This is a genomic window from Algoriphagus namhaensis, assembly GCF_042649705.1.
Lineage (GTDB): Bacteria > Bacteroidota > Bacteroidia > Cytophagales > Cyclobacteriaceae > Algoriphagus > Algoriphagus namhaensis.
In genome coordinates, this window is sequence record NZ_JBHRZS010000007.1 from 320,198 (window position 1) to 335,969 (window position 15,772).

Annotated in this window: 15 protein-coding genes; 7 read left to right on the top strand and 8 right to left on the bottom strand. The window is 43.2% G+C overall.

Annotation, left to right across the window (positions count from 1 at the left end; all coding sequences use genetic code 11):
* The first annotated feature begins 66 nt into the window (after positions 1–66).
* The 3 genes from ACFOSV_RS09655 (at position 67) to ACFOSV_RS09665 (ending at position 3,960) form a co-directional block, all read left to right on the top strand.
* Positions 67–1,521 carry an NADP-dependent isocitrate dehydrogenase gene (locus tag ACFOSV_RS09655; protein ID WP_377905800.1) on the top strand — a complete coding sequence of 485 codons (1,455 nt, stop codon included), beginning with the start codon at positions 67–69 and terminating at the stop codon, positions 1,519–1,521.
* An 83-nt stretch (positions 1,522–1,604) separates the two neighbouring features.
* Positions 1,605–2,894 (top strand): glycosyltransferase family 4 protein, encoded by a 1,290-nt coding sequence (locus tag ACFOSV_RS09660; protein WP_377905801.1) that lies wholly within the window; start codon positions 1,605–1,607, stop codon positions 2,892–2,894.
* Complete coding sequence (locus ACFOSV_RS09665; RefSeq protein ID WP_377905802.1) at positions 2,875–3,960, top strand: DegT/DnrJ/EryC1/StrS family aminotransferase; 1,086 nt, start codon at positions 2,875–2,877, stop codon at positions 3,958–3,960. The genes ACFOSV_RS09660 and ACFOSV_RS09665 overlap by 20 nt, the downstream gene beginning before the upstream one ends.
* A gap of 51 nt (positions 3,961–4,011) precedes the next feature.
* Here the strand turns inward: ACFOSV_RS09665 and ACFOSV_RS09670 are convergent, their stop codons facing one another.
* Together ACFOSV_RS09670 and ACFOSV_RS09675 are read right to left on the bottom strand one after the other, a co-directional pair.
* Positions 4,012–4,191: a hypothetical protein gene (locus ACFOSV_RS09670; RefSeq protein WP_377905803.1), complete on the bottom strand. Its 180-nt coding sequence runs from the start codon at positions 4,189–4,191 to the stop codon at positions 4,012–4,014.
* Between the two features lie 10 nt (positions 4,192–4,201).
* Positions 4,202–5,044 (bottom strand): VOC family protein, encoded by an 843-nt coding sequence (locus ACFOSV_RS09675; RefSeq protein ID WP_377905804.1) that lies wholly within the window; start codon positions 5,042–5,044, stop codon positions 4,202–4,204.
* Positions 5,045–5,176: 132 nt separating this feature from the next.
* On the opposite strand from ACFOSV_RS09675, the gene ACFOSV_RS09680 reads away from it, so the two are divergent.
* Positions 5,177–6,319 carry a DUF819 family protein gene (locus ACFOSV_RS09680; RefSeq protein ID WP_377905805.1) on the top strand — a complete coding sequence of 381 codons (1,143 nt, stop codon included), beginning with the start codon at positions 5,177–5,179 and terminating at the stop codon, positions 6,317–6,319.
* Positions 6,320–6,394: 75 nt separating this feature from the next.
* Positions 6,395–7,255, top strand: a complete 861-nt coding sequence (locus ACFOSV_RS09685) for a bile acid:sodium symporter family protein (RefSeq protein ID WP_377905806.1) — start codon at positions 6,395–6,397, stop codon at positions 7,253–7,255.
* 31 nt (positions 7,256–7,286) lie between these two features.
* On the opposite strand, the gene ACFOSV_RS09690 is transcribed toward ACFOSV_RS09685, so the two are convergent.
* Positions 7,287–8,597 carry an APC family permease gene (locus ACFOSV_RS09690; protein WP_377905807.1) on the bottom strand — a complete coding sequence of 437 codons (1,311 nt, stop codon included), beginning with the start codon at positions 8,595–8,597 and terminating at the stop codon, positions 7,287–7,289.
* A gap of 187 nt (positions 8,598–8,784) precedes the next feature.
* On the opposite strand from ACFOSV_RS09690, the gene ACFOSV_RS09695 reads away from it, so the two are divergent.
* Both ACFOSV_RS09695 and ACFOSV_RS09700 read left to right on the top strand, forming a co-directional pair.
* Positions 8,785–10,833: a family 20 glycosylhydrolase gene (locus tag ACFOSV_RS09695; protein WP_377905808.1), complete on the top strand. Its 2,049-nt coding sequence runs from the start codon at positions 8,785–8,787 to the stop codon at positions 10,831–10,833.
* A gap of 115 nt (positions 10,834–10,948) precedes the next feature.
* Positions 10,949–11,824: a DUF808 domain-containing protein gene (locus ACFOSV_RS09700; RefSeq protein WP_377905809.1), complete on the top strand. Its 876-nt coding sequence runs from the start codon at positions 10,949–10,951 to the stop codon at positions 11,822–11,824.
* Between the two features lie 19 nt (positions 11,825–11,843).
* Here ACFOSV_RS09700 and ACFOSV_RS09705 read toward each other — a convergent pair whose 3' ends face one another.
* From ACFOSV_RS09705 to ACFOSV_RS09725, 5 genes are all read right to left on the bottom strand, one after another.
* On the bottom strand, positions 11,844–12,200 hold the full coding sequence (locus ACFOSV_RS09705; RefSeq protein WP_377905810.1) for a hypothetical protein: 357 nt from the start codon (positions 12,198–12,200) through the stop codon (positions 11,844–11,846).
* A gap of 111 nt (positions 12,201–12,311) precedes the next feature.
* Positions 12,312–12,737 (bottom strand): VOC family protein, encoded by a 426-nt coding sequence (locus tag ACFOSV_RS09710; protein WP_377905811.1) that lies wholly within the window; start codon positions 12,735–12,737, stop codon positions 12,312–12,314.
* Positions 12,738–12,795: 58 nt separating this feature from the next.
* Positions 12,796–13,587 carry an agmatinase gene (speB, locus tag ACFOSV_RS09715; RefSeq protein ID WP_377905812.1) on the bottom strand — a complete coding sequence of 264 codons (792 nt, stop codon included), beginning with the start codon at positions 13,585–13,587 and terminating at the stop codon, positions 12,796–12,798.
* Between the two features lie 16 nt (positions 13,588–13,603).
* Positions 13,604–14,092 (bottom strand): GyrI-like domain-containing protein, encoded by a 489-nt coding sequence (locus ACFOSV_RS09720; RefSeq protein WP_377905813.1) that lies wholly within the window; start codon positions 14,090–14,092, stop codon positions 13,604–13,606.
* Positions 14,093–14,118: 26 nt separating this feature from the next.
* Positions 14,119–15,714, bottom strand: coding sequence for a sulfatase (locus ACFOSV_RS09725; protein ID WP_377905814.1), 1,596 nt, complete (start codon positions 15,712–15,714; stop codon positions 14,119–14,121).
* Positions 15,715–15,772: the final 58 nt, after the last annotated feature.

Here is a 15,772-nt window from a genome sequence, read left to right on the forward strand (position 1 = left end):
TCTATCCGATCCGGCTTTTTTTCTTACTTTTGCACCATCAAATTTTAACCAAATCATCTAAGAAATATGTCTTCCAAAAGAAAAATTACAGTAGCCTATGGTGACGGTATCGGGCCAGAGATCATGAAAGCCACACTGAAAATCCTCGATGCTGCTGGAGCTGATTTAGAATATGACGTCATCGAAATCGGTGAGAAAGTTTATCTCAAAGGTATCAGCTCAGGAATGGAGCCAAAGTCCATCGATTCTTTAAGGGAGACCAAGGTATTTTTGAAATCACCAATTACTACTCCTCAGGGTGGCGGATTTAAATCTTTGAATGTGACCACACGGAAGTCATTCGGGCTTTTTGCAAATGTGAGACCTTGTCGAGCTTTCTCTCCTTTTGTGAAGACGCATTTCCCAAAAACTGATCTTGTGATCATCCGTGAAAATGAGGAGGATTTATATGCAGGTATTGAGCACAGGCAAACAGACGAGGTATACCAGACTTTGAAGCTTATCTCTGAGCCAGGCTCTGAAAAAATCATCCGCTATGCATTCGAATTTGCAAAGAAGAATGGAAGAAAAAAGGTGACCTGTATGACCAAAGACAACATTATGAAGTTGGCTGATGGTCTTTTCCACAAGAAGTTTGATGAGATCGCGAAGGAGTATCCTGAAATCGAAAATGATCACAAAATCATCGATATAGGAACGGCATTGATCGCTGAGAGACCTGAGATTTTTGACGTGATCGTGACCCTAAACCTTTACGGAGATATTATCTCTGACGTGGCGGCTCAGGTGACTGGTTCTGTAGGTCTTGGTGGCTCTGCTAATGTTGGTGCTGAAGTCGCGATGTTCGAAGCAATTCACGGTTCGGCACCAGATATTGCTGGTCAAGGAATTGCCAATCCATCTGGCTTGCTGAATGGCGCGGTGATGATGCTTGTGCACATCGGAATGCCAGAGAAGGCAGAAATGATTGCCAACGCTTGGATGAAGACTCTTGAAGATGGAATTCACACTGGTGATATTTATCAGGAGGGATTTTCAACAAAACGAGCATCCACTCAAGAATTTGCAGATGCTGTGATCGAAAGACTAGGTCAATTGCCAGCGACCATGACTCCAGTTCATTATGATAAGGAGGATTCGAAACCGATGAATATTGTGCTGAAATCTAAGCCTAGAGCCAAGAAAGAATTGATCGGAGTGGACGTTTTTATTGACTGGAATGAGTCAGATCGAGATCCGAATGTCATCGGAGAAGGATTGAGAAAAGCCAATGCTGATGGACTTCAATTGCAATTGATTACCAATCGTGGGGTGAAGGTGTTTCCTGAGGGAATGAGAGAAACCTTCTGTACGGATCACTGGAGATGCAGATTCAAGACAGCAGATCAGAAAGTGATTACGCACGACACTGTTTTGGACCTTTTGAAGCAAATTGAGCAGTTGGGCTTTGATTTCATCAAAACAGAGCATTTATATTTATTCGATGGTGTGAGAGGGTATTCTTTAGCCCAGGGAGAATAAATTTTAGATAATTAAGAAGAAGAAAGGAGTCACCATCGTGGCTCCTTTTCTTTTTCATGGACTAAATGGTAATTTGACCCAGAATGAAAAAAAAGGTCCTCATCATCACCTATTACTGGCCCCCAAGTGCGGGCTCAGGGGTACAGCGTTGGCTGAAATTTGCCAAGTATCTACCTCAGTTTGATTGGGAACCTGTCATTTTCACTCCCGAAAATCCAGATTTTGATTTACAAGATGAGTCGCTGCTTGCAGAAGTTTCGGGGGATTTAGAGGTGATCAAATTCCCAATTTGGGAGCCTTATCAACTCCTAAATAAAATTAGAGGCAAGAAAGAAGCACACCCGGCCCGGGTGATGGATCAGAGTGCAAAGTCCTGGATTGAAAAAGCTTCCATTTGGGCAAGGGCCAATCTTTTGGTTCCTGACCCTAGAGTTTTTTGGGTGAAACCCTCGGTAAAGTTTCTGTTTGAATTGGTGCGGCAAGGGCAATTCCAAGCTATTATCACCACAGGACCTCCGCATAGCATGCATTTGATAGGTAAGGCCCTGAAAGAGAAATACCAAATCCCTTGGATTGCGGATTTTCGGGACCCTTGGTCTGAGTGGGAGTTTTTGGATACTCTCCCTATGAATGCCCGCATCCGAAAAAAGCATCAAAAGTTAGAGCAAGAAGTTCTTCAGCAATCCGATGCTGTGCTCACTATTTCTCCTACTTTTCAGGCGAATTTATCTCGGCTTTCAGGTCGAGAAATCAAGCTTTTGACCAATGGCTATGATCCTAGTGATTTGCCTGTTGGATTCGAAAAGAAAAAGAAGGAGCCAAAGACCTTTCACTTGGTTTACACAGGGATTATTGATGCCATCCGTAATCCCATTCCTTTGCTCAAAGCATTCAAAGAGGAGTTTGGTGAGACTGGTGAAGAAGTTAAATTCTCTTTCGTTGGCCGCGTGAGCGATACTGTTCGAGATTACGTCAAAGCAGATGACTGGCTATCGCAAAAAGTTGAATTCCCGGGTTATGTTGCTCATGAAGAGGTTTTTTCTTTTTATGCCCAGGCAGATGCATTGGTTTTGATTTTGACCAATACAAAAAATGCCAAGGGAAATATCCCAGGTAAACTTTTTGAATACATGTCTACAGGAATCCCCATTCTTGCCTTGGGAGACCCAAAAGGAGATAGTGCCAAAATTCTAAAATCTGCCAAGGCTGGAGCGGTGTATGCCCATTCGGACTTTGCTGGTATTCAAGTCGGGCTTCGCAAAATGGCCGAAGGAGAATCAGGGGAATCCAGCCAGCATGAAATCAATCAATATTCCCGCGAAAATCTTGCAAAATCTTTAGCTCAAATTTTGGATGAAAGTACCCTTTCTTGATCTGAGTAAAATGGATGATTCCTTGAAAGAGGAATTGCAAAAGGCCTTCAAATCCAGTCTTGATTCTGGGATTTTCTCTGGTGGGAAAGAGGTTCAGTCTTTTATTGAAAATCTTAAAAAACAACTTGGGGAAGGGTATTTACAGCCCTTAGGGAATGGGACAGATGCCTTAGAGCTTGCACTGCGGGCCTTGGATATTCAACCTGAGGATGAGGTCATTGTACCTTCCCTTACTTGGGTTTCTACTGCCGAGGTTGTTCACCTCTTAGGAGCCAAACCTATTTTTTGTGACACCGATAATCAAGGTTTGATTTCCACAAATTGGGTGGACTTAGTGACTCCAAAAACTCGGGCGATCATGCCTGTGCATCTCTATGGGAAAATGGTGGATATGGCACCAATGTGTGGTACAGCAAGTAAATTGGGGCTGGCAGTTGTGGAGGATGCAGCCCAGTCCTTTGGAGCTAGTCAAGGAGGTAAAGCTTCTGGAACTTGGGGAGATGTAGGGGCATTCAGTTTTTACCCAACAAAAAATCTTGGGGCCTTAGGCGAGGCTGGAGCTTGCTTCACCAAAAGTCAAGACTTGGCCGAAAGGATTTCCCTTTTTTCAAACCATGGTCAAATCAGAAGGGATGAGCATTTGAGCTGGGGTCGAAATGCCCGGATTGATACCATACAGGCTAGTTTTTTAAATGTTTTTTTGGCCCGTTTTGAGTCATTTCAGAAAAGGAGAAAAACCCTAGCCAAAAACTATCTAGAAGCTCTTGAAGGATATGAGGGATTGTTGCTTCCTGGTGGGGTTTTGGAAGAAGATCACAATGCGCATTTGTTCGTAATCCAAACTACTCGAAGGGATGAATTGAAGGAATATCTTCATTTGCAGGGGATAGGGACTGCTATCCATTACCCGAAGATTCTGCCTGATCTCATTTCTTTTCAGGCTAAAGGGGATTTCTCTATTTCGCGAAAAATCACGGAAACCTGTTTGTCCTTGCCTCTAAATCCCAACATGTCGGATTCAGATCAGGCTTATGTGATCGAAAAAATTCAAGCCTTTTTCAAATAAAAAAGCACCACCTTCTAAAGAAAGTGATGCTTTGTTTTAGTTAATGAGAATTTACCATCTCACGGGGCCGCCACCGTAGACGCCCACGTTCATCGTGGGTGTAAGTCTAGGGCCATATGGACCACCAGTAAAACTCATGCCAACGCCACCGGATACATGCATATTTGAGCAAGCGTGGTATAAGAGACTACTTCCGACGACTAGTGCGATTACTAATATTTTCTTGATCATGATTTCTTAATTAAGGATTATAAACTTGAACAGCCACAGGAGCACCTGTAGGATCTAAAAATAGTGCTGCAGTACCACCTCTGATCTCTGGAGATGGCTCGATTAAGATCGTTGCGCCAGCTGCTTTGGCCTTCGCCACTACATCGTTGACGTCATTTACTCGGATATAGGGAACCCAATGAGATCGTACATTTTCGACCGGGTTCTGCATCACTGAAGCACAGTTTTTTCCATCCATTTGAAGCATGGTGTAGTCAATCCCCATTCCATCCATTTTGGCTGTGCTATATCCGATTAAGTCCGAGTAAAAGCCAATAGATTCCTTGGGATTGTTTGACCAAAGCTCTAATCCAAGAAAAGAATTGATTTTGGCCAAGCCAGCTTCTGGATCTCCATTAGCGAATTTGATAAAGGAAATATTGGCTCCTTGAAGGTCTTGGATAAAGGCGATGGTACCGAGATTTTCAGTGTCGGTGGGGGTTTCCAAAACCGCAGCTCCTCTACTTTTTGCCTTTGCGACAGCTGCACTTACATCAGGAACGGAAATAGAACCAATCCATTCTCCTGTTCCGGATTTGGTTTGATACTTGGCCATGAGGGCTAAGGGTTGATCTCCGTTTTTGAAAATCCAAACTTGTCGATTTCCTTCGCCGTAAGGGACAGTGGTCCAGCCAAATACGGTCTCATAAAACTGGGCAGAGCTTTCAGGATCGGGAGAAGCTAAGTCATGCCACACTACCTTTCCATGGGTGTACGAACTGGTGCTGATCTCACTTTCAATAGGAGGAGAAACTCCAGGGGTGCAAGCAAATCCGACTACGGATATGGCGAGCATGAGTAAAAGTTTTTTCATGAAATTAGAATAAATAAAGCCTAATATAATTTTTTAACTCTGTAGTATCAAGCGAAGCCAATCTTGGCTGTACCGCTTTTCGAAAGGCTTTGCGGAGGCTCGGCAAATCCATTTTTTTTTCTAATTTCCCCAATGAACTTTACCCAAGATCCTGTGTACGTCGCGGGAATGCTTTGTTTGTTTGCTTTTTTAGCAGTGTGGCTCGGCAAATTTAAATGGGGTAAAACTGTAGGTGCACCCATCTTGGTGATTCTAATTACGGCCATAGCTGCAAATCTAAATTTGGTGCCTACCGCCACTTCAGGGCATCCCGTTTATACTGGAGTTTTTTTGTACTTGGCACCTTTGGGTATATTCATCACCTTGCTTGAGGTAGATTTGAAAAGCTTGAAAAACGCAGGTTTGCCCATTTTAATGATGTTTTTACTGGGTGCAGCCGGGACCATTATCGGGGTTGCAGTCTCTTGGTTTTTGGTCCGACCTGAGCAACAAATTGGTGCGCTCTCACATGTAATTGCGGGGATGTTTACAGGGACCTACATCGGCGGAAGTATTAATTTCAATGCTGTGGCTATTCATTATGAATTGAATGAAAATGCTAATCTTTTTGCAGCAAGTACAGTGGTGGATAATTTGATTGGGACACCTTGGATCATAGCCACCCTGATTTTGCCTAAATACTTGCAGTCATTTTTCCCGAGAAAGAAAAAAATCAACAAATCTGCGGAAGATGCACACAAGGTAGAAGAAGAGCGGGTTTCCTTAGCGGGACTCGGGGCTATATTCGGTATGGCTTTTTTGTCTTTGGCGGCCGCCAAAGGTCTTCAGGTATATTACCCCCAAATTCCTGAAATAATCATTTTGACCACATTTGCCTTGATTTTCGCGCAGATTCCGGCTGTGAAGCGATTGAAAGGAACCCAAACGATCGGCTTTTTTCTGATCCTGATTTTTCTTGCCGCGATAGGTAGCCTTTGTGACCTAGGTACCTTACAAGGCTTAGGAGATCTCGCTCCCACCTTGTCCTTATTTGTTGGATTAATTGTCCTGATTCATGGCCTAGTAATTTTTGGGATTGGGGCGTTGTTTAAGGTGGATTGGGATATTATTGCAGTGGCTTCGCAGGCCAATGTGGGTGGAAATACTACCGCCTTGGCAGCAGCTGAAAGTTTGGATCGACCCGACCTCTTGATTCCCGGTGTACTAGTTGGGAGTTTGGGTAATGCTTTAGGTACTTATGCCGGATTTATGGTCGCGGCGATGTTGGGTGGATAAGTTGATTCCAAATATCCCAAACTTGGAAAGACCGCTTCTAAATCCCTATCTTCCTTTTTTTAAACCCAAAAAACTATGGAGGCAAATGCTCTAACTCAAATTTTTTTACCCCTTTCCTTAGCCGTAATTATGTTTGGGATGGGGATTACTTTGAGGACGGAAGATTTCAAAAATATTTTCATCTATCCCAAAGCCGTGACCTTGGGACTGGTGAACCAACTGCTCATTCTGCCGGCTTTGGCTTTTGTCTTGGTGATAGCTTTTCAGCTTTCTCCAGAACTAGCAGTGGGAATGATGATTTTAGCCGCATGTCCTGGTGGTGCCACCTCTAATTTGATCACATTTTTGGCAAAAGGGGATACGGCTTTGTCCGTTTCGCTAACGGCTTTTTCATCGCTAATCACGGTGATAACTATACCGCTTTTGGTCAATTTTTCTATTATTTACTTTATCCCAGGAGGGGAAGAGCAACAATTGAATGTGGTGGGTACGGTGATCGCGGTGCTTTTTATTACCATTATTCCAGTGGCTTTGGGAATGCTTGTGCTAAGAAAATCGCCTGAGCTTGCAATCAAATTACAACGACCATTTAAGATTATTTCCACAGTATTTTTTATCATCATAGTCGTAGCCGCTTTACTAAAGGATCGCGAAAACATTATTTTATTTTTCTCTCAAGTGGGACCTGTCGCTTTGATTCTTAACCTTGGGACTTTGGCCATTGGCTATTTCAGTGCAAGGTTCTTGGGCTTGAGTATCAAGCAAAGTAAAACTATTTCGATTGAGTCAGGGATTCAAAATGGCACCTTGGGAATCACTGTGGCTGCCACACTTTTAGTAAATCCAACCATGGCGATTCCTTCCGCAGTCTACGGACTATTGATGTTTTTGACCTCTTGGGTACTGATTTACATTGGAAATAAACTTGCGGTTTGAGTTCAAACCGTACCATCTTTCTCTCTCAGAATTAGGACTCAGGCTTATTTTGGGCTTTCCCTAAGAAAAATAAAACCGTACCCACTGCGATCAAGACCGAAGTAAGCCAGATGGAGGTCCAACTCACCTGAAGCATTAGCCAAAGACAGGCAAGAATGCCTAAAATCGGGATAAGATACCCTCCCTTTAGAATGAAAAATCCTTTGCCAACAAATCGGGGTCTCAGCACTGGGACAGTGGCGCAGGTCATGATAAATAGGAATAAGCGAGACAACACCGTCATGGCCGCCAAGAATGTAAATGATCCAAAGGCCGCCATCAAAAAAGCAGAAACGCCGAAGAATAAAACCGAATTTGCCGGGGTTAAAAATTTAGGGTTTACAGTTCCAAACCAGGCAGGTAGTGAGTTTTCAATCGCAAGGGCGTAAGTGACCCGAGAAGCAGAAAACATTGAAGTGATAAGATTGGCGATCACAGAAGTCAAGACCCCAATCATCAAAATTATAGCACCTGTATTACCGAATAGTGCAGAGGAGGCATCCAAAAGTGGGGCTGTACTTTCTGCTAAATTTGGAACGGCAGCTTGAGCCACTAATTGAATCAGCATGTATAAAACCACCACAACGACCAAGCCCAAAATCAGGCCTAAAGGCATATCTCGCTCTGGTTTTTTGGCTTCTCCCGCCGGTACCACAGCTCCTTCAAATCCAACAAATGCATAAATCAGAAGCAAGGCGGCAGCTCCTAGATCAGAACCAGGAGGTATAGGCTGATCAAAAGATGGTATTACACTAGGACCCAAAAGAACGAATCCTCCGAAAATCAGTCCGAGCAAAACAGCAAATTTGATGATAGTGAAAAGGGTCATCGACTTGATAGATTCCGACGAACCAAGAATATTGATTAGACTCAAGCCCCCACAAGTCAAAGCCAGGGAAATCAATCTCCCATTTCCTTCCCCTAGTGATGGAAAGAAGTAGGCTATGCTATCGGTCAACAAAACCGTATTTGCAGCAAAAGAAATTAGCCGCGCCAGATAGTAAAGCCAGCCGCCTTGGAACCCCACGAAAGGTCCAAAAGCCATTTTTCCATAACGAATCGGCCCGCCTGTGCCTCGGAAATAACTCCCTACCTCCGCAAAACATAAGATCACTGGAAGCATCAGCAGCGCACAAAAGGCATAAATCCAGACGCTGTATTCACCGGCCAAAGCAGCTGCACCAGACGGCAAGCCAAATATTCCTGCCCCGATTAAGCCATTCACCACCAGCATCCAAACTCCCCAAAGTCCGAGGTTTCTCGGTAATTTTTCGACGATTTCTTGAGCAGAGTTTGTTGGCACGAGGGATTGATTTTTTGAGAATGGGAAGATAATTTAAAAAGGGAAACTACGAAATTTTAAAAATTCGAATCTTATTACGTTTCTAACCAATTCGGAAGTAATCATTTGGGTGGTGAGAAAAATTTAGACGCAGGAATGATCTGATCTGAGATTTACTTAACTTAAGAATCATCACTTTTTTAACCCCATGAATCGAACTTCAACCTATTTAATTCTTGTAACGGCTTATCTATTATTTTCCTGTGCAAAGGAAATCGATAGAAAGGGTCAATTTGAATTGCTACCTAGTCCTAGTGTTCTCACCATGGCTGAGACATCGGGAATTTCACCAGATGATTTAATCGACGAGTTTGAATCGGCAAAGAATCATTTTACCGGAGGTAATAATTTATCTCAATTTCAAGGTGAATGGATTGATTTTGAAATAGATGACCAGCTACAGATCAAGTCAGAAGGCTATGAAATGACTATCACTGAGAAGCAGGTAAGGATTCGGTCCAATGCCAATGAAGGTCTTTGGTACGGGCTCATGACTCTGGGTCAGTTGCTTGAGGATGCCACAGATCAAGGGATAAAAATTCCTTTGGTCCAGATTCAGGACGAACCAAAATTAGATTTCCGAGCTGTTCATTTGGATGTAAAACATCATCTTGAGAAAAAGGAGTATTATTTTGAACTTATGGACCGGTTTGCCGCTCTGAAAATCAATGGAATAATAATCGAAATTGAGGATAAGCTGGGCTATCAACGACAGCCTACCGTGGCCGCACCTGATGCTTTTTCTGTGGCAGACTGGAAAGAAATTTCTGACTATGCAATGGCCAGAAATATACGGATGAGTCCTCTTGTACAAGGGCTTGGTCATGCATCTTTTATCCTAAAGCATCCCGAATTTGCCGATCTAAGAGATGATCCGGCTAGTGATTGGGCTTTCAACCCTCTTGACGAAAAAACTTATGAAGTACAATTTGATCTGTATGAAGATGCTTTGCAGACTTTTAGTCATGCGGATTTTCTCCATGTGGGAGGAGATGAAGTGAATACGACAGGTCGGGGCAGCGGAAAGTCTCCTCTGGAGCTTCAATTGATCTGGCTCAATCGAGTGAGTGAATATGCTGAAAATAAGGGAGTGACTCCGATCTTTTGGGATGACATGCCACTGCAAAATGCAGGGCTTTACAGGACTATTTATGATAGTAATCTCAGTAGCGCTCAGGTGGATAGCATCTGGCAGGAAAGAGAACAAAATCTAAATCAATACGTGGAGATGTTTCCTAAAAACTGCATCTATATGCGATGGAATTATAGCATGCCTGAGTCTCCTGGCAATGCTAAGGCCATGACTTGGTTTACCGAAAATGGCTTTCAAGTCATGGGTGCTACCGCAGGCCAAACCCGCTGGAACCTAATGCCACAGGAGCAGAGCAATGCCCAAAATATTCTGGATTTTGCTAAAAGCTCCATTGCTCAAAATACACGAGGCTTACTACTGACCCTCTGGGATGATGACTCCCCGCACTTTGAGTTATATCAGCGCGGCATTGCGACTTTTGCCGAATTCGCTTGGTCAGGTGATCAGCGATCCATAGAGCAGATGCAGCAGGCATTTAGGCATAGATTTTTTGGGTATGAGCTTTCAGAAAATGAAAATGCTTTCATCGATCTCTTAGAATCTCCCGTGGCGGACTGGAAAAATCTTTTACTCGATCAAAAAGACAGGAATCGACTCAAAAGATTTCCTGAGCAAATAGATGAGGCCTTAATTCCATTTCCAGATTCAAACTCTCCAGGCGAATGGACTCAAAGTAATGCTGAAAAAATAGCCTTGGCTCAAAAGAATTTTGAAAGAGTCGAAGAGGTTCTAGCCAAGATTCAATTTGCGAAACAAAAGGCCAGCAGGAATACCTATGCGCTTGAAGTCTATGAGCAAGTAGCACAGGCAGTTCAATTTTCTAATCGAGCTATACTGGCACTTGCCGAGCTAGATGATCCTTCAGGAGAAAAACAAAACATGGCCAAGTCCAAGCTTGCTGGAATGAATGCCGAGTGGGCTTCCATTGTGTCTAATCTTGAAGAAGTATATGGTAAAACCCGGATCTTAAACAAGCCGCCGAATTATGTGCTGGATCAGGATCATCACATTCACCTGGCCAATCAGGCTCGGGAATTTGCGGATTGGCAATTTTTTGTGGAGCAACTTTTTCTTGAGAAACTTGAAACCGAATTAGCAAAGTAAGATACCGAAAGTATTTCTGGCTTAGATTCAGTTTTGCATTTGGCAAGGTTTAATTAGAGAATTATCTTCACGCCGGGTTAAGGGGATTTCTTAGCTAATCAAAAAACACAATAGCATGGCTTCAGGAATATTTGCGCTTCTAGACGATATCGCTACACTGATGGATGATGTGGCTGTGATGAGTAAAGTGGCGGCAAAAAAGACAGCAGGAATTCTTGGAGATGATCTAGCTGTGAATGCTGAAAAAGCCTCTGGCTTTGTGACAGACCGTGAGCTTCCCGTCCTATGGGCCATTACCAAAGGATCCTTTTTGAATAAGCTGATCATTCTTCCTTTTGCTTTTTTGCTGAGTGCCTTTGTACCGGTGGTAGTCACCGGTATCCTGATTTTGGGAGGGCTTTATTTGGCTTACGAGGGAGCTGAAAAGATTTACGAATATCTCGTGCCTCATGAACAGGCCAAGGCGATTAAAACGGTCAAGGATTTAACCAAGGAGGAGATTCAGGCAGCTGAAAAAGCAAAAGTTAAATCGGCCATACTTACGGACTTCATCCTATCTGTGGAGATTGTGATCATTGCATTGGGCACCGTGGTAGAGGAGCCTATTTCTACCCAAATTATCGTGGTTTCCATCATCGCATTGCTTGCCACAGTCGGTGTTTACGGTATCGTTGCCCTTATCGTAAGGATGGATGAGTTCGGTGTAAAGCTGATTAATCTGAATGAAGAGGATAATAGCATTTCGGATAAAATTGGGCGACTCTTAGTTAGCGCTTTACCGAAAATCATTAAGAGCATGGGAGTGATAGGAACTATCGCTTTACTGCTGGTTTCTGGAGGGATTTTTACCCACAACATTGACTTTTTCCATCATTTGCTAGAAAGCTGGCCATCCCTGATCAAAGACTTCCTGATGGGTTTAGTGATTGGTTTTGTCGTCCTTTTGGTAGTGACTCTGGTTAAAAAAGTGTTTTTCAAAAAGAAACACTAACTCATAGGAAAACCTAAGACTATTCTTCTTTCCGAGTACCCACAAATGTGCCGGTAGCCATACCTCCTAGATTGACAGTGCCCTGGAGTTTTCCATCAATAAATTCTCCGTCATAGACGATAGCATTTCCCTGAATAGAAAACTCTAGATGAAATTTCCCTTCTAGGAAAGTTCCTGTTACATCAGAGCTTCCAAGCTGGCCTTCGTAGGTACCTGAGATTTTACCTTCGGAATCTTGCTTCAGATCGAAAGTAGGGGCTCCACTTCCCATATCAGTTTCCACATTGAAAACCCATTGACCTGAAAGATTGTCTTGTGCCAAAGCAGGAAGCGACAAAATCAAAAGCGTAAGGAGGAATAAGGATGACTTTTTCATGATCTATTTGAGTTAGATTTTTCACTTAATCTAAGAAAGAATCCCGATAAGTATTAGAGTCCTTTGTAGGAATTACTTTTGAATCCTAACTCGGGTAGAATGGGCTAAGAATTATTTGGTAGTCTCACCTCCCATTTCGGTAAATACATGATCTTTTGGCTCCCAAAGTTCAATTTTATTTCCATCCATATCCATAATGTGGACGAACTTCCCGTAATCGTAGGTTTCAATCTCATCGCAGATTACTACACCATTAGCTTTCAAGTTTTCCACAAGCTGTTCAATGTGCTGGACACGGTAATTGATCATAAATTCTTTTCCGGAAGGGTCAAAATACTTCGTGTCTTTGGAGAAGGGACTCCAACTTAAATAATTGATTTCATCAGGTCGATGCGCATTTCGGAATTCGAATGCAGATCCATATTCATTAACAGCTAGTCCCAGATTTTTGGAATACCATTCCTTAGTTGCCTCGGGATTATTTGTTTTGAAAAATACACCTCCTATGCCGGTTACTTTTGGTTTTGAATTGTCCATAGTGTTAAGGTTAGATTGAATATTGCGTTTTATGATGTTTAAGTGTCTTTCTTTAATTCTAAAGCATTTTCACCATTAATTCTTTCATCAATTTATAGCCTACCATCGCAGTCATAGAATTGGTATCTCTCATGGGATTGTATTCCACCAAGTCGGCGCCAATTACTCTCAAAGGAACTTTTTGAATAAAACTGATAAGCTCGCGAGTACTCATGCCTCCCGGCTCATGATGTGAGACACCCGGCGCAAAAGCGGGATCCAAAACATCCAAGTCCAGCGAAATGTATAAAGGGCCTTTGAGCTGATGTAAAAATGCTTCATTAAGATCTTTCATCTCGATTATCTTGACACCATATCGATTGGCTTGGTCACGCTGATGAGTACTGAGTGTCCGTAATCCAACTTGCGTGAGCGAATTGATCCGACCAGTCTCCATAAGCCGTGCGAACGGCGATGCATGGGAAAAGGGATTGTTGTCGAAGTTTTCATAAAGATCCGCATGTGCATCAAAGTGAAGGATATTCAGTCCTTTGTGCACTTCAGAATGCGCGTCGATAATTGGAAAGCTCACAGAATGATCTCCGCCAATTGAAAGCAATCTTTCGCCTGAGGAAATCTCCTTGAAGACTCGAGTACGAATCAATTCAAAGGCCTTTTTGGGGTCGGTACTTTCAAAGGATAAATCTCCTAAATCGGCATAAGTCTCACCAGGAATAACTTCAATTCCATTTTCAGCAAATCGATTCGCTGAGCCTTCCTTATCCATGAGTCGAATTCGATCTGGCGCGTAGGAAGGGCCTTTGAGGAAAGAAGAGTTGGCGTCGAAAGGTATTCCGAGTAGTTTGAGCATGTTTTAAGATAATTGATTAAACTTTCTGCATCTCAATGGGAATCCAGATTTCTTCCTCCGACTCGCTTGAGCCATTTTGATAGTTAGGTCCCAAGACTTCAAAATGGGGCCGATCTGCAAGCGTAAACCCCAACTTGGGTAACCATTCTTGATAAATGTATTGGAAAATAGACGAGTCTCCCGGCATCCCGCGGTAATCAAACACAGCGTACAATCCTTTCTCAAGGATTAACAACCTCAAACCGTTTTGTTCCTTTTCTTCCACCACTGGCACTGCGGCCCATTTGGTGAAAACCTTCATTGGATCGAAGTGTTGAAAATAGTCTTTGGGATAAATCTGAAGCGAAAATCGTTCTTCACCTTTCCGATTTTCAATGTTTTTTATTTTGGGGCCAAAGGATGTCCAAAGCTCCCTAGTTCGATTTTGAACAACACTCATTTCGAGATATTCACCAAGGAGTACTTGTCGATTTAAGGTTTGTATTCGTGGGCTAGGGAATTTCAAAAGAGCTTGTTTTCAAATTATAATTTCTAATCAATCACTTTACTTCCCCACCAGTCGACATTGGGTTGGAAGTCAGGCGCTAGCATTTGCTTTCGCTGATTTTCCAGTCTTTCTAGCAGGGTAGTGCGAAACCTTTCCAATACCATTGAAGATGAGTCTGGACTAAATTCAGGATCGGGATAGGCATAGCGAGCTTGATCTTCCTGCAGACGTTTCATTAATTCCTCCGAAAGTGCTTTGGCTATGTCAGATTGGCTCGCAATTAGGTCTTTTTTCTCGCTAAGATCATTTTCCAGATCGTATAGCTCCTCGCGTCCATCTTCCCAGTAATGAATCAATTTCCACTTACCTTTTCGAATGGTGGAATTTGGTTCTCCTCCTTGATTTCCATAGTGGGGATAGTGCCAGATTAGCGCTCGGGTCTCGAGACTCTGGCCTTGCAATACTTTACTCAAACTCACTCCGTCGATATTTTCGGTGACAGGGTTCTGCCCAGTCAGATCTAGCAAAGTGGGTAAAAAATCAACTCCGCTGGCAGGAGTGTCCAACCGCTCGCCTTTTTGATCCAACCAAGGGACGTAAATCAAATAGGGAACTCGTGTCCCGCCTTCCCACTGATAGCCTTTGCCTCCTCGAAGTGGAGCAAGGTTGGTGGAGTAGTTGTCTCCTGAGACCACGCCTCCATTGTCCGATGTGAAAACAATGATGGTGTTTTCCATTAAATCCAACTCCTTTAATTTATCTAAAACCAAGCCGACGGCATCATCCATGTGCTCTACAAGTCCAGCATAGACAGGATTGTCTTGAGCCTTTCGATAAGGAAGGATTCGCTCCATTTCAAAGCCAGTTTCAGCTATTCCCTTCTGTTCCGCTTTGGCTCTATATTTCTTCCATTTTTCCTCAGTGGTCTGAATAGGCCCATGCACAGCATAAAAGGACATGACGGCCAAAAAGCTTTCAGATTGGTGCTCTTGAATAAATTTGCTCGTTTCCTGAGCCAATCGCATAGAGAGATTCAGGCCTTTTTCCTCGGGGTAATCTTCCATTTGGGGATTGGAAAATGGGGCAAAATAGCGTCCGTTTGCCGGGCTTCCTGCATGAAATCCTCCAACATTGATATCAAAACCATGGGCGGTGGGAAGGGATTGATCTTCTTCCGAACCCAAATGCCATTTTCCTGCAAAGAAGGTTTTGTAGCCAGCCTGCTGAAAAAGCTCTGGAAATGTATTCAACTCTGCCGGCAATGCATGAATATACTCTGGGGGAAGCAATCGTGTATGTCGATTATATCGCCGCCAATCTTCCTTTTCCGGGGCCCCAATCCAATCGGTGATGCCATGTCCAGATACAAAGCGTCCTGTCATGATGCTCGCCCGAGATGGAGAGCAAACGGCGCTGGCCGCATATCCTTGGGTGAAAATGGCAGATTTAGAGGCCAGTTCATCCAAATTGGGTGTTTCATAAAACTCACTACCCATAAAGCCCACATCGGTATAGCCCAAGTCATCCACAAGAATGAAAAGTACATTGGGTTTTGTTGGAGCTTTTTTTTCCTGAGAACCACAAGAAATTAAAAGGGAAACTGCAATGCAGATGATTAGGAAGGTAAAGTTGGCTTTCAAAGGAGGTTTGGGGTAGGTTGTGTTTATGTTTTAAATTACTGAAAATTAGTGACCTGTC